This is a genomic window from Micromonospora sp. NBC_01405 (assembly GCF_045040155.1).
GTDB lineage: Bacteria > Actinomycetota > Actinomycetes > Mycobacteriales > Micromonosporaceae > Micromonospora.
Window position 1 is genome coordinate 6,302,204 of sequence record NZ_CP109532.1, and the last position, 19,002, is coordinate 6,321,205.

Below are 19,002 nucleotides of genomic sequence, written 5' to 3' on the forward strand. Positions count from 1 at the left end.
CGTCGTTCGGGTCGCGGTCCGTTCGGGCCGTGCCGGGGCGGCGCGCGGGATCAGGAGGGGACGGCGACGCTGTGCCGCTGGGCCGGCACCGGGGCCGCGCCGCGCCGGGGGACACCGCCGAGCATCCGCAGCGCCGCAGCCGACGGGGAGCCGGCCTCGACGGTGAAGGTCACCAGCATCAGGTTCGGGGCCTCCTCCAGCCGCAGCGTGTGCTGGTTGACCGTCAGCGCGCCGACCACCGGGTGGGCCATGTCGTAGGTCATCGTCTCGCAGGTGCTGACCGGGTGCTCGGCCCACATCCCGGCGAACTCCGGGCTGCGCGACAGCAGCTCCTCGACCAGCCCGACGACCCGGCGGTCGTCGCGGTAGCGGCCCACGGCCATCCGCAGGTACGCCACCACGGAGCGGGCCTTGCCCGGCCAGTCTGCGTACAGCTCGCGCATCCGGGGGTCGAGGAAGACCGACCGGCTCATGTTGGGCGCCTCGTCGAGGTGCCAGGCGAGCAGGGCGTGGCCCAGCGGGTTCCAGGTGTGCACGTCGGTCGCGGCGCTGAGCACCATCGCCGGCACGTCGGGCATCATCGCGAGCATCTGGCGCAGGGCCGGCGGCGCCGAGCTGGCCCGGACCGCCCGCTCGGGCGCCGTCCGGCCGGGGCGGGCCAGCGTGAACAGGTGCGCCCGCTCGTTGCCGCCGAGCTGCAACGCTCGGGCGACCGCGTCGAGCACCTCGTCGGACACGTTGTGCGCCTGGCCCTGCTCCAGCCGGGTGTAATAGGAGACGCTGACCCCGGCGAGCTGGGCCAGCTCCTCGCGGCGTAGCCCGGAGACCCGCCGGCGCTCGCCGTAGCGGGCCAGGCCGGCGTCCTGCGGCCGGATGACACCGCGTCGCGATCGGAGGAACTCGCCGAGCGGATTCATGCGACTCAGTATGACGGACCACCATGACACTGTCAGTGGTACCCACCGTAGAAGTACCAACGGTTTCCGACCGGGCGGGGAGGGGAATCCGCCGCGCCCGGCCGGGGTCAGCCGTCCGGACAGGTCAGGCCGTCTCCGCCAGGAAGCGCATGATGTGGTCGTTGGTGATGTCCGGCTGCTCGGTGAGTGGGACGTGCCGCGAGTCGGGGACCAGCGCGCCGGCCGAGCCCTTCGGCAGCGCCTCGACGATCCGGGCGAGCTTCTCCTCGTTCATCCCGAAGGCGACGTCCTGGACGCCGAAGATGTTCAGCGTCGGCTGGCTCGGCAGGGCCCCCCACAGCGCGGCCTGTTCGGCGGCCCACTCGGGGCCGCCGAACGTCGCGGCGGGGAAGTTGGTGCGGTACATGCCGAGTGCGGCGTTCAGGTTCTCCGGGGTGCCGAGGGCGGCCCGGATGTCGGCCAGGTCCTGGGTGACGTCGTAGCCGTCCCTTGAGTACTTGTGCAGCATGAACTCCAGGAAGGCAAGGTCGTTGGCGGCGACCAGCTCGTTGGCGGCGGCCATCTGGAAGAACCAGAAGTGGGCCTGGATGTTGATGCCCCGGGGGTCGAGCAGGTACTCGCCGAAGAACTGGAACGGCGGCACGTCGCAGGCGACCAGCCGCGACCACCGCTGCGGCTCCTGCACCACTGCGGCCCAGCAGCTGGCCGCCCCGAAGTCGTGCCCGATCAGCACGGCCCGCTCGTCCCCACCCAGGACCTGGTGCAGGGCGTTGACGTCGGCCGCCATGTCGCGGAGGTGTTCGCCGCCGGGCGGCGGGACCGAGCTGGGGGCGAAGCCGCGGGTCCACGGGGCCACGGCCCGGTAGCCGGCGTCGGCCAGCACCGGCATCAGGTGCCGGAACGAGTTGGGCGTGAACGGGAAGCCGTGCACCAGCAGGGCCAGCGGCCCCTCGCCCAGCTCACGGTATGCGATGTCGACACCGTTGACGGTGACCTGTGATTGACGCATGGGATGCCTCCTCGGCGGGCATGGATTGATCCAAGACTGGCCGAGCCGACGGTGCCCCGCTTCTCCGTGCGTGCTGCCCGTACCACGACTTTCTCCGTGCGTGCTGCCCGTACCACGACTCGCCGCCCCTCGTGCGGCATCGACCGGGATGTCCTCCGATCCGGTGAAAGACCGGGTGGTCGCGTCCGTCCCGGTCTCCCCGTCGTTGTATTGCGCGGACCTGGGAGGGGGACCGTGGAGTACGCACTGGTGATCTTTCACGACGAGACCGGCGAGCTGAGCCCGGCGGAGATCGACGAACATCCCCGGCACCGGGCCTGGCTGGACGAGGTGCGCCGGCGAGGAGCGTTCGCGGGCGGGCAGCGGCTGCGCCCCGGCCGCGCCGGCCGGACCGTCCGCACCCGGGCCGAGGGCACGCTGGTCACCGACGGGCCGTTCGTCGAGGCCCGGGAGCAGGTGGGCGGGTTCGTCCTGCTGAACTGCGCGGACCTCGACGAGGCGACCGAACTCGCCGCCCTGCACCCGTTCGCCGAGCTGGGCGCCATCGAGGTGAGGCCGGTCTGGACCTGGTGACCTTCACCGTCGACGCCGCGGTGGCCGGCGCGTTCCGCCGGGAGTACCACCAACTCGTCGGCGGCCTCGTCGACCTCACCCGGGACCGGAGCCTGGCCGAGGACTGCGTGCAGGAGGCGTTCGCCGCCGCGCTGGAGCGTTGGCGGCGCGAGGGCGTGCCGCGCCGGCCCGGGGCGTGGCTGACCACCGTGGCGCGCAACCGGGCCGTCGACCGGCTGCGCCACGAGACCGTACGCGCCGCCCGGCTGCGCGAGGCGGCGGCCATCCTCCCGGCGTACGACGAGCTGCCGCCGGTGCCATCCCTGATCCGGGACGTCCAGCTACGCCTGATCTTCACCTGCTGCCACCCCGCGCTGTCGTTGCCGTCGCAGGTCGCGCTGACCCTGCGTACCGTCGTGGGGCTCGGCCCGGCGGAGATCGCCCGCGCCCTGCTGGCCCCGCCGGGAACCCTGGCCCAGCGGCTGGTGCGGGCCCGGCGCAGCGTCCGCGACGCCGGCCTGCGCTGCGAGCTGCCACCGGCCGCCGAGCTGCCCGGGCGGGCCACGGCGGTGCGCGCGGTGCTGTACCTGCTGTTCACCGAGGGGTACGCGGCCACGGCCGGCGCGGACCTGGTGCGGCGCGGGCTGTGCGCGGAGGCGGTCCGCCTGGCCCGGCTGCTGGCCCGGCTGCTGCCCGACGACCCGGAGACGCTCGGCCTGCTCGCGCTGCTGCTGTTGCACGAGGCCCGGCGCGACGCCCGGACCGACGCCCACGGCGACCTGGTGCCGCTGGAGCGGCAGGACCGCCGGCGGTGGGACCAGGGCCGGGTGGCCGAGGGGGTGGGCCTGCTGGACCGGGCCCTGCGCCGCGGCCGGCCCGGCCCGTACCAGGTCCAGGCGGCGATCGTGGCCTGCCACGCCACCGCCCCGGACGCTGCGCGCACCGACTGGGCCCAGATCGCCGGGCTCTACGCCGAGCTGGCGGAGCTGGCGCCGTCGGCCGTGGTGCAGCTCAACCGGGCGGTGGCGGTCGGGATGGCGCACGGCCCGCAGCGGGGCCTGGCGCTGCTGGAGCAGGTGGAGCGCTCGGGCGAGCTGGCCGGGAACCACCTCGTCCCGGCCGTCCGCGCGGATCTGCTGCGCCGGCTGGACCGGCACGGCGAGGCGGCCGGGGCGTATCGGCGGGCGCTCGACCTGGCCGGCAACGACGCCGAGCGCCGGTACCTGCGGGGGCGGTTGGCGGAGGTGACCGGCCCGCCCCGGGACCAAGCAAAATAAAGCACCAGAAAATGTATATTTCCCCAAGAGCTGCCCGTCGGTCTGACGAACCCGGTCCGGTACCGCCGGCCCGGCCCACGACGAGGGGATTCAGACATGTTGCTGGAGAGCAGGACCGCGATCGTCTACGGCGCCGCGGGCGCGCTGGGCGGCGCGGTGTCGCGCGCCTTCGCCCGCGAGGGCGCCACCGTCTACCTGGCCGGCCGCCACCTCGACCGGGTCGAGATGGTCGCCAAGGAGATCACCGCCGAGGGCGGCCGGGCGTACGCCCACCAGGTCGACGCGCTCGACCAGGAGTCGGTCGACGAGCACGCGGCGCTGGTCGCCGAGCAGGCCGGGGGCATCGACGTCTCGTTCAACGCCGTCGGCCTGGACCACGTGCAGGGCGTCCCGCTGCGCGAGCTGGACCTGGACGACTTCCTGATGCCGATGAACACCTTCGTCCGCACCCAGTTCCTCACCTCCACGGCGGCGGCGCGGCGGATGGTCGAGCAGCGTTCCGGGGCCATCGTCATCCTGTCCACATCGGCGGCCCGGGCCCCGATGCCCTCGGGTGGGTTCGGCGTGGCCTGCGCCGGCATCGAGTCGCTCTCCCGGGAGCTGGCCGGGGAGGTGGGCCAGTTCGGGGTGCGGGTGGTCTGCCTGCGGCCCGACGCCATCCCGGAGAGCGTGCAGCACGGCTCGTACGTCCGCGACACGTGGCGGCGCGCGGCCGAGGCGAACGGGGCGACGCTGGAGGACATGCTGGCTGCCAAGCCCGGCATGCCCGACCCGCTGCTGGGCCGGGCGGTGACCCTGGCCGACGTCGCCGGCACCGCGGTGTACCTCGCCTCGGACCTGTCCAGCGGGCTCACCGGATCGATCACCACCGTCGGGTGTGGAGTCCTCGTCGACTGACCGACTGACCGACGGACGGCCGCCCGGGTGCGAGGTCGCACCCGGGCGGCCGGCTTTCCTCGCCATGTGAGAAATAGAGCAAGCTCGAAGAGGGCCGGGGCGGGGTAGCGTTGGGTGGGCCCCCACGGCGAGTGCTCAGGGTGCCACTGCCAGTGGTACGCACGGCAGGGAGATGGGTACCCCGACCGTGGCTACCTAGTGTTTGTAATCATGGCGGAGAATCAGAGCACGTCGGAGCAGCTCAGCTCCGCGCAAAAACTTGCCCTTTTCGTATTGCTCGGCGCGCAGTTCATGTTGTCGGTCGACTTCTCCATCCTCAACGTGGCCCTGCCGCGGATGGGTGAGGGCGTCGGGCTCAGCCTGGCCGACCTTCCCTGGGTCGCCAGCGCGTACGCGCTGCCCGCGGCCGGCTTCACGCTCCTGTTCGGCCGGATCGCCGACCTGTTCGGCCGGCGGCGGCTGTTCCTGACCGGCATCGCGCTGCTCACCGTGGCCTCGCTGCTCGGCGGCTTCGCGACCAACGCCACGATGCTGCTGAGCGCCCGGGTGCTCCAGGGCTTCGCCAACGCGATCGCCATCCCGGCCGCGATGGCACTGCTGATCACGACCGTGTCCGACGAGCGGGCCCGCGCCCGGGTGCTCGGCCTCAACGGCGCGCTGCTCTCCGGTGGCTTCACCGTCGGTGCCCTGGTCGGTGGCAGCCTGGTCAGTGCCCTGGACTGGCGCTGGGCATTCTGGATCAACGTGCCGGTGGCGGTCGCCATCATGGTGCTGACCCCGCTGGTGATCAAGGAAAGCGTCCGTCCGACCGGCGTCAAGCTGGACGTGCCGGGCGCCGTCACGGTCACCGCCGGCCTGCTCGCCCTAGTGTACGGCGTGAGCATGCAGAACTGGATCGCGCTCGCCATCGGCGCGGTGCTCATCGCCGCCTTCTGGTTCGTCGAGCTGAAGGCCAAGGCGCCCCTGGTGTCGCTGACCCTGCTCAACCGGCCGAACATCAAGTGGGGCAACTTCGGCGGCATGGTCGCCTTCGTGATGGCCAGCGGCATCAACTTCGGCCTCACCCTCTACATGCAGGACGTGCTCAAGATGGAGCCGTTCACCACCGGACTGGTGTTCGGCGTGCCGGGCCTGGTGGCCGTCATCGCCGGCGTCATCGCCGGGCGGATGATCGGCCGCTACGGCTACCGCAACGTGCTCGCCGTGGGCCTGCTCGTGCAGGGGCTGACCACCGTCCCGCTGCTGCTGACCGGCACCTCGAGCACCCCGAGCCTCCTGCTGATCGTCCCGTCGCTGTTCCTGATGTACTTCGGGCACGTCACGGCCGTCGTCGCCTACACGGTGACCGCCACCTCCGGGCTGGACGACTCGCAGCAGGGCCTGGCGACGGGCCTGGCCACCCTGGCCCAGCAGATCGCGGTCACCATCGGCATTCCGATCTTCGGGGCGATCGTCGCCGCCCGCACCGACGTGCTCGACGGCGTCCACCTCGCCATGCAGGTGCAGATCGTCGTGATCCTGGTGTCCGTGGCGCTGATCTGGTTCGGCCTGCGCGACCGGGGCACCACCGCCGGGCCGTCGGCCACCGGGCGGCAGGAGCCGGAGCTGACCCCCGAGGCGCAGCAGCCCGCGCCGGTGCCGGTGCCGCGCACCGTCAGCGAGAACCCGGTCTAGGGGCCGGCACCAGGGTCCGCCGTAGCGGCTGATCCACCTCCCTCGGCCGGATGCCGAGACTGTTGACCGGCGAGGCCGCCGGCGGATGGTTCATCGATGATGACCGCCCGCCGGCGGCCTCGCCGCTGTCGCCGCGATTGCCGGGACGGGGATTCGTGCGGGTAGGCACGCTCAGAGAAGGAGCGTCCTCCACGCCTCGCCAAACTTGGTCAGTGTGGACATGCCCACCCGGAGGCGCGGGAGATCGGACCGCGGCGGAGGGTGCGCACCGTGACGGAGTGGACGCGGTCTCCGCCGTCGTCGCTCCGCTCGTACGGAAGGGGCACTCATGGACCATCCGGAGATAGCGCGTCTGGTGAACACTGACCCGGTGGTGCGGATCCTGCTGGAGGCGCCGATCCTGATGCGGCTCGGGTACGTGGGGCTGGACGGCCATCCACGCTCGATCCCGGTCGCCTACGTGTGGAACGGCAGGGCCTTCGTCTTCGCCAGCCCGACCACGGCGTACAAGGTCAGGGCGATCGCGGCGCATCCGCAGGTGTCCTTCACCGTGGACACCATGGCGGCTGAGCCCCGCACGAAGGTCGCGGCGGCGCTCGGTGCGCCGGTCGCCGACTACACGCCGCTGATGATGCTGGTCCGCGGCACGGCCTCGATCGAGGTAGCGCAAGGGCTGCCCCAGGTGCACATCGACGCGTCCCGCCGGATGATCGGTGAGCACAACGTGCCGGAGTGGGAGCGCAGCAAGCGCGAGCACACCAGAGAGATGGCCCTGGTCACGATCGTGCCGACCCACGTGACCGTGTGCGACTTCGTCACCCGGTTCCCACCGCCGGTCGAGGTCAACGCCCCCGCCCACGGGGCGTCCCCGGATCCGGTGCACTGACCCGGCCGTGCACCGGTCCGGCCGAGGGCGGTCCATCCGCCCGCTCCGGCCCGCTGAGGGCTCTGTGCGCCGCACGTCCGCCTCCCGGGCCGTCCGTCTCCCGGGCCGTCCGTCTCCCGGGCCGTCCGCCACCCGGGCCGTCCGTCTCCCGGGCCGTCCGCCACCCGGCGGGCGGCCCGTTCGGCGGACGGCCGTCGACGTCGCGGACGCCAGCAGCAGGACCGGGCACGCGCGGGTTCAGGCCTACGGTGGCTGCCGTGCGGGGTCTGTCTCTCCGGGAGCGGCGCTGAGGCCCTGCCCCCCGGCGGGGCAGGGCAGCACGACGGGCGCCCCGCGGGACTCACACCGCGCGGGACGCCCGTGTCCGGTACGACCGGTCAGGACTGCCTGAGCCAGTCGGCGAGGCGCTCACCGATCATGATCGAGGTGAGGTTGGTGTTGCAGTTGACGATCGACGGCATGACGGAGGCGTCGCAGACGTACAGGCCCTCGATGCCGTGCACCCGCAGCCGCTCGTCGACCACCGCGCCCTCGTCGCCGACCGCGCCCATCCGGGCGGTGCCGACGGGGTGGTAGCCGCTGTCCAGGCTGAGCCGGACGTAGTGGCGCATCAGCTCGTCGTCCTCGGCCATCTCCTCGCCGAGCACGACGAACCGCTGGCCCTTGTCCTGGATGCCCGCCGTCTGCATGAACTGCCAGCACTGGCGCACGGCGGCGATGAGGGTCTGGATGTCGTTCTCGGTGTCGAGGAAGTTGAGCACGACGTCCGGCGGTGCGGTGGGGTCGGCCGAGGTGAGGGTGAGCCGCCCCCGGGACTCCGGCCGCTGGTGCACGACCATCACCCCGAAGATCGTCTTCGCCGCGGCCAGCATCTGCAGCTCGGGGAAGAGGGTCAGGTCGAAGTGATTGATCATGTAGTACTGGAGGTCGTTGAACTCCGTGGATCCCGGTGCGGTGGTGCGCAGCAGCATCTGGAGGAAGGCGTCGTCGGGGTTGAACGTGCCCGGCTCGGGCACCATGAACGCGCCGGTGCGCGGGTGGTCGATCAGGTCGGCGCCCACCCCGGGGCGGTCCAGCAGCACGTTGATGCCCAACCGCCGCAGGTCGCCGGCGGGCCCGATGCCCGAGCGCATGAGGATGGCCGGGGAGTTGACCGCGCCCGCGGCCAGCACGACGGCGCCGGCCTCGATCACCTCGGTGCCGCCGCCGGGCTTGGCCACCTCGACGCCGCGCGCCCGGTTGCCGGCGAACAGCACCCGGTTGACCTGGACTCCGGACCGGATCTCCAGGTTCTCCCGGCCGCGGGCCTCGGGCAGGTACCCCATCGCCGTGGAGAACCGGTTGCTGCCGCGACGGTTCGACGGCATCGGGCCGACACCGCTGGCCTCCGGGTGGTTGTGGTCCTCGATGGCGGGGAAGCCGGCCTTGAGGCAGGCGTCCTGGAACACCTGCTGCACCGGGGCCAGCTCGTCGCCCGTGAACCGCCGGATCGGGATGGGGCCGCCCTTGCCGTGGTACTCGTTGTCGAAGTCCTGGTCGTCCTCGAGCCGCTTGTAGAACGGCAGCACCTCGTCCCAGGCCCAGGCCGGGTTGCCCATCTCGGCCCACTCGTTGAAGTTCACCGGATTGCCGCGCAGCGCGATGGTCGCGCCGACCGCGGAGGACCCGCCGGTGACCTTCCCGCGCGGGTAGATGATCCGCCGCCGGTCGGTGATCTCGGCCTTGAAGTGCCAGTCGTGGATGTCCATCGACATCGCGCTGCCGTTGAGCAGGTCGGGTGGCGTGTCGGCGACCGTGGCGAAGTCGGGGCCTGCCTCCAGCAGCAGGACCTTGCGGTGGGGATCCTCGCTCAGCCGGGCGGCCAGCGCTGCTCCGGCGGAGCCGGACCCGACCACGAGATAATCGATTCCGTGCATCATCGGCGTCCTTCGGTACGTGGAGGGTTGGCGATCCTGTCGGACTGACCCACAGGAGTGGATGCGCTTCCATTGCGAACGTGCTCGGGACCCGCCACGAGCATCACACCGGGCTCCGCCCGTCGCTTCTCCGCCGTTGCTCACCGGCCCCCGGGCGTTCCCGGGGGCGCGTTCCGTCAGGAGGCCGCCGCCGTGCCGTCGGGGCCGGCGGTGCGGGCGTCTCAGGTGCGCGGGGAGCGCCGCCGCCGGGCCCGGGCGAGGGAGGTGGCCGTCGCCTCGTACTCGTCGCCCGCGCCGACCATCAGCGCGCGCAGTTGCGCCTCGAAGCACACGTCGGCGTCGTACGGGTCGATCAGGTAGCCGCCGAGTTCGAGGCTGACCAGCCCGTGCAGGGCGATCCACATGTTCTGCGCGACCAGCAGCGGGTCGCCGGCGCGGAACCGGCCCTGCTCGGTGGCCCGGGCCACCGCGTCGACCAGCGGCTGGAGGGTGTACTTGCCGTGCTGCCGGTCGCCGTCGGCGAGGGCGAACCCGCCGAGCGCCGCGCTGCCGAACATGACCTGGTAGAGCTGCGGGTGGTCGAGCGAGTTGGCCCGGTACGCGTACCCGAGGGCCATCACGTCGGCGACCGCGTCGGGGGTGGCCCGCACCGTGGACATCCGCCGGTGCAGCCGTGCGAAGCCCTCGTGCACCATCGCCCGGACCAGGTTGTCCATGCCGCCGAAGTGCGTGTAGACGGCCGTGGTCGAGGCGCCCACCGCGGCGGCGAGGCGGCGCGTGGTGAGGCCGGCGGCACCCTCCTCGGCCAGCAGCCGGGCTGCGGCCTCCAGCAGGGTGGTCGCCAACTGCGGGTCGATCCGGCGCGGACTCACATTGACATGATCTCATGCCCGGCGTACGTTCGTTGAAGTAACGCTGTTACGTAACTGCGATACACCAAAAGATCGCGCCAGCTCGTGGAGGTCCCAATGAGCGTCGTCGCCCTCGCCCCCCAGACCCTGCCCCAGCACGACAGCCGGCGCCCCGTCGCCGCCGAGGCGACCGAGCTCGACCTGGTGGTCACCGGCCGGCTGCCCGCCGAGTTGAACGGCTGCTTCGTCCGGATCGGGCCGAACCCGATGGGCGGCGACCGGTCCGGCCACGCCCTGGTCGGCGACGGCATGGCGCACGGGGTGCGCCTGCGCGAGGGCCGTGCGCTGTGGTACCGCAACCGGTGGATCCGCACCGACCGCACCACCCGTGCCCTGGGCGAGCTCGCCCTGCCCGGCCCGCGGCACGGGCTGTCCGACAACGCCAACGCCAACATCATCCGGCATGGCGGGCGCACCCTGGCCCTCGGCGAGGCAGGGGTGCTGCCCGTCGAGCTCGACGACGAGCTGGACTCCGTGGCCCGGATCGACTTCGACGCCACCCTGCCGCACGGCTTCGCCGCGCACGCCGAGTGCGACCCGGTCACCGGAGAGCTGTTCGCCGTCGGCTACTACCACGAGCTGCCGTACGTCGAGCACCTCGTGCTGACCCCCGAGGGGCGGGTGCGCCGCAGCGAGCGGATCGAGGTGTCCGGCCCGCCACTGATGCACTCGCTGGCGCTGACCGACCGGCACTCGGTGCTGTTCGACCTGCCGGTCACCTTCAACCCGGCGCTGGCCCGGGCGGGCTCACGCTTCCCGTACGCGTGGTCGCCGCAGCGGCCGGCCCGGCTCGGGCTGCTCCCGCGTGAGGGGCGCGGCGCCGACGTGCGCTGGTTCGACGTCGACCCCTGCTACGTCTTCCACCCCGTCAACGCCTACGAGGTCGACGACCGGTGCGTGGTCGACGTGGTGCGCTACGACCGGGTCTTCGACCGCGACCTGCACGCCCCGGGCGAGTCCGCCCCGACGCTGTGGCGCTGGACGCTGGACCTGACCCGCGGCACCGTCGGCGCCGAGCAGCTCGACGACATCCCGCAGGAGTTCCCCCGCATCGACGACCGCCGCAAGACGATGCCGCACCGGTACGCCTACACCGTGGCCATGCAGTCCGGGGCCGGGGTGCTGGGCGGCTCGGCGCTGCTGCGCCACGACATGGTGCGCCGCGAGGTCGCGGTGCACGACTTCGGGCCGTACCGCGAGGCGGGTGAGGCGGTGTTCGTCCCGCGCGGGCCGCTGTCCGCCGAGGACGACGGCTGGCTGCTGACCTACGTCTACGACGGTCGGACCGACCGCAGCGACCTCGTCGTGCTCGACGCGGGCGACTTCGCCGGCCCGCCGGTCGCCGTCGTACACCTGCCGGGCCGGGTGCCCAGCGGGTTCCACGCCAACTGGCTCGTGTCCTGAGCCGTCACCCGGGTGGCGCCGGGAAGAGGCAGATTGCCGACAGCAACTGAGCAATTTGGAGGAACCGTGGAACAGGACGGGCGGTTAGCTTCGCGGCAAGCCGCTGTCCCCGTTCGCACGGGTCGTACGGCGGACTCCCCCGCGTCCCCACGGAAGGTGCCTGAAAATGACCCAACCCCTTACCGCCGCTCCGTCGTCCGGGCTGCTCGCGCGGCTCAACGGGGCCCATCACAAGGCGGCCCTGAACGGCTTCCTCATCATCGTGCTGGCGCACTGGGCCGAGCACCTGGTCCAGGCGTACCAGATCTGGGTGCTCGGCACGCCGCGGCCGCAGGCGCGCGGCGTGCTGGGCCAGTTCTACCCCTGGCTGGTCTCCTCCGAGTGGCTGCACTACGGCTACGCCATCGTGATGCTGGTCTTCCTCTTCGCGCTGCGCCGCGGCTTCGTCGGCCGTGCCCACACCTGGTGGGTGGTGGCGCTGGCCATCCAGTTCTGGCACCACATCGAGCACTTCATGCTGCTGTGGCAGGTGCAGAGCGGCACCATGTTCTTCGGCCAGAAGGTGCCGACCAGCATCCTTCAGCTGGTGCTGCCGCGGGTCGAGCTGCACCTGTTCTACAACTCGGTCGTGTTCATCCCGATGGTGGTCGCGATGTACCTGCACCTGCGGCCGAACCAGCGCGAGCAGGAGCTGATGACGTGCAGCTGCCTCGGGCACCGCGTCTCCCGCCAGTCCGTCGTGCCCCATGCCGCGTGAGCTGAGCCTCCCGTCCGGCGGCCGTCGACGGGCGGCCGTCGCCGCCGTGGTCGCGGCGGTCGCGGGGCTGCTCGCGCTCACCCCCGGCGCGGCCCGGGCCGACGACGGCCTGGTCTCCGCCAACCCCTCGGCCGGTGCGGTGCTCACCGCCGCGCCGGCAGAGGTGACCCTGGACTTCGGCGCCGACGTCGACGAGGGGCAGTCACACGTCGCGGTGCTCGACGTCGAGAGCCGGACGGTCACCGACGGCGAGCCGACCAAGGCCGGCTCCACGCGGCTGCGGCTGCCGGTGAGCATCGGCGCTGCCGGCGACTACACGATCGCGTACCACGTCACCTTCACCGACGGGTCGACCACCACCGGGGCGCACCGGTTCAGCGTGGGCACCGGCGTCGCGCCGGCCCCGCTGGACGACGCGGCCCGCCAGGCCGGCGAGAAGGTGGTGGTCGGGCACGGGCACGGCATCGACGGATTCAGCGCCTTCCTGCTGGTCATCGACGGCGCGGTGCTGGCCGTGGCACTCGCCCTGCTGTGGCTGCGTCCGCGCGGCGGGCGGGCCGCGTCCCTGCGCCTCGACCCGCAGACCTGACGGGCGGGCACGACGTGACGGCACCCGGGGCAACGGAAGGCGGCGCCGACGAGATCCGTCGGCGCCGCTCGTGCCTGCGGTCAGGGTACGGGGAAGAACGCGCGCACGAACTTCTCCCACCCGCGTTCACCGATCATCGCCCGCATCTTCGGCAGCAGCCGTGGCGGCATGCCGAGTCGGTACCGGATGCGCGGGTTCGGGGTGGAGACCGCCGTCTCGAGGACCTTGGCGACGTTCTCCGCCCGGACCGCGATCTTGCCGCGCAGCGGCGGGTTGTCGCTGAGCCGGTACGCCTGGTGCCAGTCGACGAAGTGCTCCCAGAACTCCCGGTACAGGGCCGGGTTCTCGTGCGAGTCCATGCCCAGGTCGCCGACGCTGTCGGGAACGAAGCCGCCCAGGATGGGCGCCGGCTGGAGCACCACCACCTTGATGCCGAAGGGAGCCACCTCCAGGCGCAGCGAGTCGCTGATGGCCTCCAGCGCGTGCTTGGTGGCCTGGTAGTAGCCCCGGCCCGGGGTGGCGAACATGCCGAAGATCGACGACATCATGATCACCCGACCGCCGCCCTGCTCGCGCATGCCCGGCAGGACCATCTGGGTGAGCCGGCACAGCCCGAAGACGTTCGTCTCGAACTGGGCGCGGACCTGGTCCATCGGGGTCTCCCCGATGGTGCCGTTGAGGCTGTACGCGGCGTTGTTGATGAGGGTGCCCACCGCGCCGTGCTCGTCGGTGATCCGCTTGACCGCCGCGGCCATCGACTCCTCGTCGTTGACATCGAGATACATCACCGTGATGCCCTCGTCGGCGAGGTCGGACAGGGCCTCGATGTTGCGCCCGGTGGCGTAGACCGGCCAGCCGGCCCGGTGCAGCCGCAGCGCGGTTGCCTTGCCGCTGCCCGAGGACATGCCGGTGCCCGACGAGGCGCCGGTCAGCAGGATTGCGCGTGACTGGGTCATGATGGCGTCCCTTCCCGGCCGGGAGTCACTCGTCGGACAGCCGCGCGATGCGGCTGCGGTCCACGGAGGAGCCCAACCCGGTGGCATCGACAAGCCGGTTGATGAACGCGAACAGGCAGGCGCAGAAGACCGCCTCCAACATCTCGGCGTCGCTCCAGCCGGCCGCGGCGGCCTTCTCCCAGTCCGCGTCGGTGATCTTGTACGCGCCGGTGCTCACCTTCGTCACCAGCTGCATGAGCGGCATGGTGCGCTCGTCGACCGGCAACTCCTCGGCGGTGTTCGCGTCCGACACCGCCTCCAGCAGTTCGTCGCTGCCACCGAACTCGCTCAGGAACCAGCTGTGCGTCCCGACACAGTACGGGCAGCCGTTGAGCTTGGACGTCCAGGCCGAGATCAGTTCCTTGATGTGCCGGGGGAGCGTGTCACCGCCGAAGACGCCGCCGTAGCCGGCGACCACCACCGCGAGCAGCCGCGGATTGGTGGAGGTGAGCCGGAACATGTCCGGCACGAATGGCAGCCCGGTGACCGCCTTGATTTCTTCGTAGAGTTCGGCGGTGCGTCCCTCCGCCTTATCCTCGTCAATCAGCGGGACTCTGACTCCCGGCTGTTTCGTCGTCGTTTCCATGAGCCTTCTCCTCGGTGCTCGGGCGAAGCCGGGCCAGCCGTACGACATTGCGCTCCAGGGCGAAGTGGGAGCGCTGTCGGCGCTGGCCGCAGCGATCTCCGACGGGGCTGCGGGGCGACACGGAAACGCCGACGACGGCGGTCGGGCAGCGATTCCGCTGGCCCATGATGGCACGTCTTCGCAGGTCCGATGCTCTCCCAGGTTGCCTACTGCAACCGTCCGGCGGTCGACCGACGGCGTGGCTCGACCGTACTGAGTGCTGGATGAAGGCACTTTTCGCGATAGCCTGTAATCAATTCACAGAGATGGATGAGGTGCGTGATGCCGGCAAGTGTGCTGCGACCGGTGCTGGGCGCGCTCGGGTTGACGCAGATCCGATACGTCGGCGCGGTGCGTCGGGGCCGGGCGAGTGGCCTGGTGGCTGAGGTGTACAAGCAGGTGGAAAGGGACTTCGGCGTGCTCGCGCCGCCGGTGGCCCTGCATGCCCCGGCCCCCGAGGCGCTGGCCGCCGCGTGGATGCTGCTCCGGGAGACGCTGGTCGTCCCCGGCGCCGCCCCGCAGGCGGCCAAGGAGGCGGTGGCCACCGCGGTCTCGCTGGGCAACGCCTGCCCGTACTGCGCGACCATCCACAACAACGCGCTGGACCTGCTCGGCGGCGCCGGCCCCGCCGGGCCCGCCCGATCGGACCTGGAACCGGGCGTCGGCGTGGCGGCGCTGGAGGAGATCGTCGCCTGGGCGATGCCCGCCGACGGGCGGACCCGGCCGGACCGGCCGCCGTTCCCCGCGGCCCAACTGCCGGAGCTGGCCGGGGTGGCGGTGCTGCTGCACTACCTCAACCGGGTGGTGAACGTGTTCCTGCGCGACGTGCCGCTGCCCCCCGGGGTGCCGGAGGTTGCCCTGCCCATGGTGCTGCGGGTGCTCGGTTGGGCCATGATGAGCGCGTCGCGGCGTCCGCACGGGCCGGGCCGGTCCCTGGACCTGCTGCCGGCCGCGCCGCTGCCGGCGGATTTGTCCTGGGCGGCCGGCAACCCGGCGATCGCGGAGGCGTTCGGCCGGGCCTGCGCCGCGATCGACGAGGCGGGCCGCCGCTCGGTGCCCGAGGCGGTCCGCGACCTGGTGCTGGTCAACCTGGTCGGCTGGCGCGGCGGTCCGCGGGGGATCAGCCGGGACTGGGTGGAGGAGCTCGTCGGGGGACTGCCCGAGAACCAGCGGCCCGTCGGCCGGCTGGCGCTGCTGGTGGCCTTCGCCTCCTATCAGGTGGACCCGGGGGTCGTGCGTAGCTGCCGGCTGGTCGGCGCGGACGACAAGACGCTGGTCGAGATCTGTTCCTGGGCGGCGATGGCGGCGGCCCGGTGGCTAGGGGGTCAGCTCCCGGCCCCGCACTGATCATGTCCGGACACGGCGCGCATCGTCGAACAATTCGGATAATCGCTGCGACTGTCAGATTAAGTCACGTCGCTGCGAGTAAGAACATTGAAAACTACCGTATTTATTGATCTCCATGCGTGGTATCGTCCTAACCCATCCGGACCACTTAGGACACTCACAGTAAGGGCGACTCGAGAGTTTCGATCCGCACTTACGCTGCCCGACCACACCGGTGAACTGGCATTTCTCCGCAGTTTTCACCGGATGATCGAACACCTGTTCCGATACGGTGCGACGACGAAGTCGTGGCGACCCTTGGGCAGGACCACGTCGCCGGCCGTGGGGACGACCCCACGGCCGGCGCCCGGCGCACGGGCACATGGTGCCAAGATGCGGCCGGAGTGTCTCCAACGTGTTCACCGAATGGAGTTGATTCGCCGTGCACAACGCCGTCGAAAGAGCCATCTCGATCATGTGGGATCGGTACCACGAACCGCTGTCGCTCGACGCAATGGCCGATTCAGCCTTTCTCAGCCGCTTTTACTTCTCCCGGCTCTTCCGGTCCAAGACGGGCACTTCGCCAGGTCGTTTCCTGACCGCGATCCGGCTCTACAAGGCCAAGAACCTGCTGCTCGAGACGGACATGAGCGTCACCGACATCGCCTACGCGGTCGGCTACAACAGCCTGGGCACCTTCATCAGCCGGTTCACCCGCAGCGTGGGCATCTCGCCGGCCCGGTACCGGTGGCTGGCCGAGCACGGCATCCCACAACTGGCCCGCACCCGCACGACCGGCCCCCGCCGCCGCGCCAGCATCAGCGGACGCCTCGTCCTGCCCCAGGTCGACGTGCCGGTCAAGGTGTACGTCGGCATCTTCGACAGCCCCATCGTGCAGGGCCTACCGGCCTCCTGCGACATCCTGGAGGCCTCCGGCGAGTACGTACTGCGTGACGTGCCGGAGGGGGAGTGGTACCTGCGCGCCGCGGCGATCGCGCTCGACGACATCGCGGCCCGGCCGTCCATGCGCCGCCCCCTGGCGGTCGGCTCCCACGACGCGCTCACCGTCCCCGTCGGCGCCGATCTCACGGTGGACCTGGAGCTGCACCACACCGGGGTGTTCGACCTGCCCATCCTGATCGCGCTGCCCGAACTGGACAGCAGCACCCCCGGCAGCCGGACCCGGCACGGCTTCGCCCGCAACGACCGGCGCACCAACCGGTCGTCGAGGATGCTGCACGGGGCCAAGTCGTGACCGCAGCCACCGGGCGGTGGCGACCCCGCCCCCCGGGCCCGGCGTCGCGCCGGGGCCACGGACCGGGCGGCGGCGTCGCCACCGGGGAATGAGGGCGCGGGCCGCGCGGGACCCGGCAACGCGCCCTGAGAGACCTCCCACAGGGAGGGGAGCAGGCCGGTGGGACGGGGGCACCGGTCGGCCGAACCACCGACCGGCGCGCGCGTCGCAACGGGCGTTCAGCGTACGGTTTCGGCCCCGGACGACTCCGGCACCCGGAACGGCCCCCAGGTGAACGCCGGCAGCCAGCGCCCCGGATCCGCGCTCCACCGCAGCGACCGGATCTGCGCCGTGGTGCGGCGACCGGCCAGCGACAGATAGACCTCGTACCACGGGCCGGACATCGTGACCGCCGGCTCGCCCGTTCCCGCCACGCGCCGCCCGTGCTCGGTCTCGACCGCCAGCGGCGGCAGGCCGTGGCCGTCGAGCGAGGCGGAGAGCCCCGTCAGCAGGACACCCGAGGCCACCGGCAGCGCCGGGTGGTCGACCGGTGGCGGCACGCCCAGCGCCTGACGCAGGTCCAGCTCGTGGGTGAACGCGTCCATCACCAGGATGTGCCGGTCCATCGACCCCGGACCGGCGAGGAACTCCTCCACCGGCCCGCTCAACCGCTCCCACTCGTCGAGCAGCTCCGGCAGCCCGCCGGCGGGCACCGGCCCGGGAGTGGACCCGGTGGCCCGGCCGTGCACCCTCGCGCAGATCTCCACCAGGTGCGCGACGAGGTCCTGCACCGTCCACCCCGGACAGTTGGCCACCGGCTGCGCGCCGACCTCCGGCGGCGCCTGGGCCAGCAGGGCCGCCGTGGTCTCCCGGACCTGGCGGTAGGCCGCGACGGCGCGGGCCTCGGACGAGCGGGCGGGGTGCGGTTCCGTGGCGGTCATGATCGTGCCTCCTTCCGCGGCGATGCCGCGGCTCGGACGGATCCCGCCGCGGGCGCGGCGGGGTCGGCAAATGCGTCGGCCCGGCCGGCCTGCGCCGCCGTGAGCCGCCCCGTACGGTGCAGCCAGCGCACGGTGTCGGCGAGCGTCTCGGTGAACGGCCGGGGCTCGGGCCCCGCCGACCGCGCCGCGTCCTCCGGGCGGGCGTCGCAGGCGCAGACGTAGCAGGCGCCGTACTCGGCCGGGATGTGCCACGGCCACATTCGCTGCACCACGTCGGTGCCGTAGGCGAAGGGCAGCATCGCCCGGGCCGGCAGGAACAGCGTGGGCAGCCGACGGCCGGTCACCTCGCGCACGGCCGCCACGTAGTCGCGGGTGCGCAGGTAGCGGCCCGGGCCGAGGTGCCGGTTGCCGACCCCGGCGGGCCCGGTGGCCAGCTCCGCGAGCAGCACGGCCGTGTCCCGCACGTCGCCGACCGGGAAGCCGCCGGTGGGCCACATCGGCATCAGGCCGCGCAGCACGTTGCGCAGCCGGGCGTTCTGGTCGCCGAGCTTCGGGTCGTCCGGGCCCAGCAGGGCGGGCGGGTAGCTGATCACCACCGGGTCGCCGTGCGCCTGGTGCTGCCGGGCGACCCGCTCCGCGGCGGCCTTGCTCGCCAGGTACGTCTCCCGGGCCGTGCTCGGCGGCGACTGCGGACCCACCGTCCCGGCCGGGGACGGCAGCAGCGCGCCGAACGTCGACACGTGCACCGAGCGCCCCACCCCATGTTGGCGGGCCGCCGCCAGCACCACCTCCGTGCCGCGCACGTTGGTGCGTCGGGTGGCCTCGTGCCACCGGCTGTCGAACGAGTAGACCGAGGCGGCGTGCACCAGCGCGTCGACGCCGCGGACGGCCCGGTCCACCGCCGTCTCGTCGGTGACGTCGCCGTCCGCGACCTGCACCGCGTCGCTCGGCACCGACAACGGCGACAGGGCCGGGGCGACCCGGTCGGGGTCGCGGGCCAGCACCCGCACCCGGTGTCCGGCCGCGGCGAGCGCCGCCACCGTGTGCGCGCCGACGAAGCCCGTACCGCCCGTCACAAGTACCAACATCGCG

Annotated in this window: 18 protein-coding genes; 10 read left to right on the forward strand and 8 right to left on the reverse strand. The window is 72.2% G+C overall.

The window, feature by feature from the left end; translation table 11 throughout:
- Positions 1–50: 50 nt before the first annotated feature.
- Together OG559_RS27140 and OG559_RS27145 are read right to left on the reverse strand one after the other, a co-directional pair.
- Positions 51–917 (reverse strand): helix-turn-helix transcriptional regulator, encoded by an 867-nt coding sequence (locus OG559_RS27140; protein WP_405108757.1) that lies wholly within the window; start codon positions 915–917, stop codon positions 51–53.
- A gap of 124 nt (positions 918–1,041) precedes the next feature.
- Positions 1,042–1,926, reverse strand: coding sequence for an alpha/beta fold hydrolase (locus OG559_RS27145; protein WP_405108760.1), 885 nt, complete (start codon positions 1,924–1,926; stop codon positions 1,042–1,044).
- Positions 1,927–2,160: 234 nt separating this feature from the next.
- Between OG559_RS27145 and OG559_RS27150 the strand changes: the two genes are divergently transcribed.
- The 5 genes from OG559_RS27150 to OG559_RS27170 all read left to right on the forward strand — a co-directional run bounded on the left by OG559_RS27150 (position 2,161) and on the right by OG559_RS27170 (position 7,212).
- On the forward strand, positions 2,161–2,499 hold the full coding sequence (locus OG559_RS27150) for a YciI family protein (RefSeq protein WP_350888380.1): 339 nt from the start codon (positions 2,161–2,163) through the stop codon (positions 2,497–2,499).
- The gene (locus OG559_RS27155; RefSeq protein WP_405108763.1) at positions 2,496–3,755 is read left to right on the forward strand and encodes an RNA polymerase sigma factor; all 1,260 of its coding nucleotides are present in this window, start codon (positions 2,496–2,498) and stop codon (positions 3,753–3,755) included. Before OG559_RS27150 ends, OG559_RS27155 begins: the two co-directional genes overlap by 4 nt.
- Positions 3,756–3,851: 96 nt before the next feature.
- On the forward strand, positions 3,852–4,652 hold the full coding sequence (locus tag OG559_RS27160) for an SDR family NAD(P)-dependent oxidoreductase (protein WP_405108766.1): 801 nt from the start codon (positions 3,852–3,854) through the stop codon (positions 4,650–4,652).
- 210 nt (positions 4,653–4,862) lie between these two features.
- A complete protein-coding gene (locus OG559_RS27165; RefSeq protein WP_405108769.1) occupies positions 4,863–6,326 on the forward strand; it encodes an MFS transporter in 1,464 nt (487 codons plus the stop codon).
- A gap of 355 nt (positions 6,327–6,681) precedes the next feature.
- Positions 6,682–7,212, forward strand: coding sequence for a pyridoxamine 5'-phosphate oxidase family protein (locus tag OG559_RS27170; protein ID WP_405108772.1), 531 nt, complete (start codon positions 6,682–6,684; stop codon positions 7,210–7,212).
- A gap of 377 nt (positions 7,213–7,589) precedes the next feature.
- On the opposite strand, the gene OG559_RS27175 is transcribed toward OG559_RS27170, so the two are convergent.
- Together OG559_RS27175 and OG559_RS27180 are read right to left on the reverse strand one after the other, a co-directional pair.
- The gene (locus OG559_RS27175) at positions 7,590–9,131 is read right to left on the reverse strand and encodes a GMC family oxidoreductase (protein ID WP_405108775.1); all 1,542 of its coding nucleotides are present in this window, start codon (positions 9,129–9,131) and stop codon (positions 7,590–7,592) included.
- A gap of 218 nt (positions 9,132–9,349) precedes the next feature.
- Complete coding sequence (locus OG559_RS27180) at positions 9,350–10,000, reverse strand: TetR-like C-terminal domain-containing protein (RefSeq protein WP_405108778.1); 651 nt, start codon at positions 9,998–10,000, stop codon at positions 9,350–9,352.
- Positions 10,001–10,096: 96 nt separating this feature from the next.
- On the opposite strand from OG559_RS27180, the gene OG559_RS27185 reads away from it, so the two are divergent.
- The 3 genes from OG559_RS27185 to OG559_RS27195 all read left to right on the forward strand — a co-directional run bounded on the left by OG559_RS27185 (position 10,097) and on the right by OG559_RS27195 (position 12,789).
- The gene (locus OG559_RS27185) at positions 10,097–11,443 is read left to right on the forward strand and encodes a carotenoid oxygenase family protein (RefSeq protein ID WP_405108781.1); all 1,347 of its coding nucleotides are present in this window, start codon (positions 10,097–10,099) and stop codon (positions 11,441–11,443) included.
- 166 nt (positions 11,444–11,609) lie between these two features.
- Positions 11,610–12,200: a hypothetical protein gene (locus tag OG559_RS27190; RefSeq protein ID WP_405108784.1), complete on the forward strand. Its 591-nt coding sequence runs from the start codon at positions 11,610–11,612 to the stop codon at positions 12,198–12,200.
- Positions 12,190–12,789, forward strand: coding sequence for a copper resistance protein CopC (locus tag OG559_RS27195; protein WP_405108787.1), 600 nt, complete (start codon positions 12,190–12,192; stop codon positions 12,787–12,789). The genes OG559_RS27190 and OG559_RS27195 overlap by 11 nt, the downstream gene beginning before the upstream one ends.
- Positions 12,790–12,869: 80 nt before the next feature.
- On the opposite strand, the gene OG559_RS27200 is transcribed toward OG559_RS27195, so the two are convergent.
- Together OG559_RS27200 and OG559_RS27205 are read right to left on the reverse strand one after the other, a co-directional pair.
- On the reverse strand, positions 12,870–13,745 hold the full coding sequence (locus OG559_RS27200) for an SDR family NAD(P)-dependent oxidoreductase (protein WP_405108790.1): 876 nt from the start codon (positions 13,743–13,745) through the stop codon (positions 12,870–12,872).
- Positions 13,746–13,770: 25 nt separating this feature from the next.
- On the reverse strand, positions 13,771–14,370 hold the full coding sequence (locus OG559_RS27205; RefSeq protein WP_405108792.1) for a carboxymuconolactone decarboxylase family protein: 600 nt from the start codon (positions 14,368–14,370) through the stop codon (positions 13,771–13,773).
- A gap of 321 nt (positions 14,371–14,691) precedes the next feature.
- On the opposite strand from OG559_RS27205, the gene OG559_RS27210 reads away from it, so the two are divergent.
- Positions 14,692–15,756, forward strand: coding sequence for a carboxymuconolactone decarboxylase family protein (locus OG559_RS27210; RefSeq protein WP_405117005.1), 1,065 nt, complete (start codon positions 14,692–14,694; stop codon positions 15,754–15,756).
- 454 nt (positions 15,757–16,210) lie between these two features.
- Positions 16,211–16,990 (forward strand): helix-turn-helix transcriptional regulator, encoded by a 780-nt coding sequence (locus tag OG559_RS27215; protein ID WP_405108795.1) that lies wholly within the window; start codon positions 16,211–16,213, stop codon positions 16,988–16,990.
- 218 nt (positions 16,991–17,208) lie between these two features.
- On the opposite strand, the gene OG559_RS27220 is transcribed toward OG559_RS27215, so the two are convergent.
- Together OG559_RS27220 and OG559_RS27225 are read right to left on the reverse strand one after the other, a co-directional pair.
- Positions 17,209–17,910, reverse strand: a complete 702-nt coding sequence (locus OG559_RS27220) for a maleylpyruvate isomerase family mycothiol-dependent enzyme (RefSeq protein ID WP_405108798.1) — start codon at positions 17,908–17,910, stop codon at positions 17,209–17,211.
- Positions 17,907–18,998 carry an SDR family NAD(P)-dependent oxidoreductase gene (locus OG559_RS27225; protein ID WP_405108801.1) on the reverse strand — a complete coding sequence of 364 codons (1,092 nt, stop codon included), beginning with the start codon at positions 18,996–18,998 and terminating at the stop codon, positions 17,907–17,909. Before OG559_RS27225 ends, OG559_RS27220 begins: the two co-directional genes overlap by 4 nt.
- Positions 18,999–19,002 lie beyond the last annotated feature (4 nt).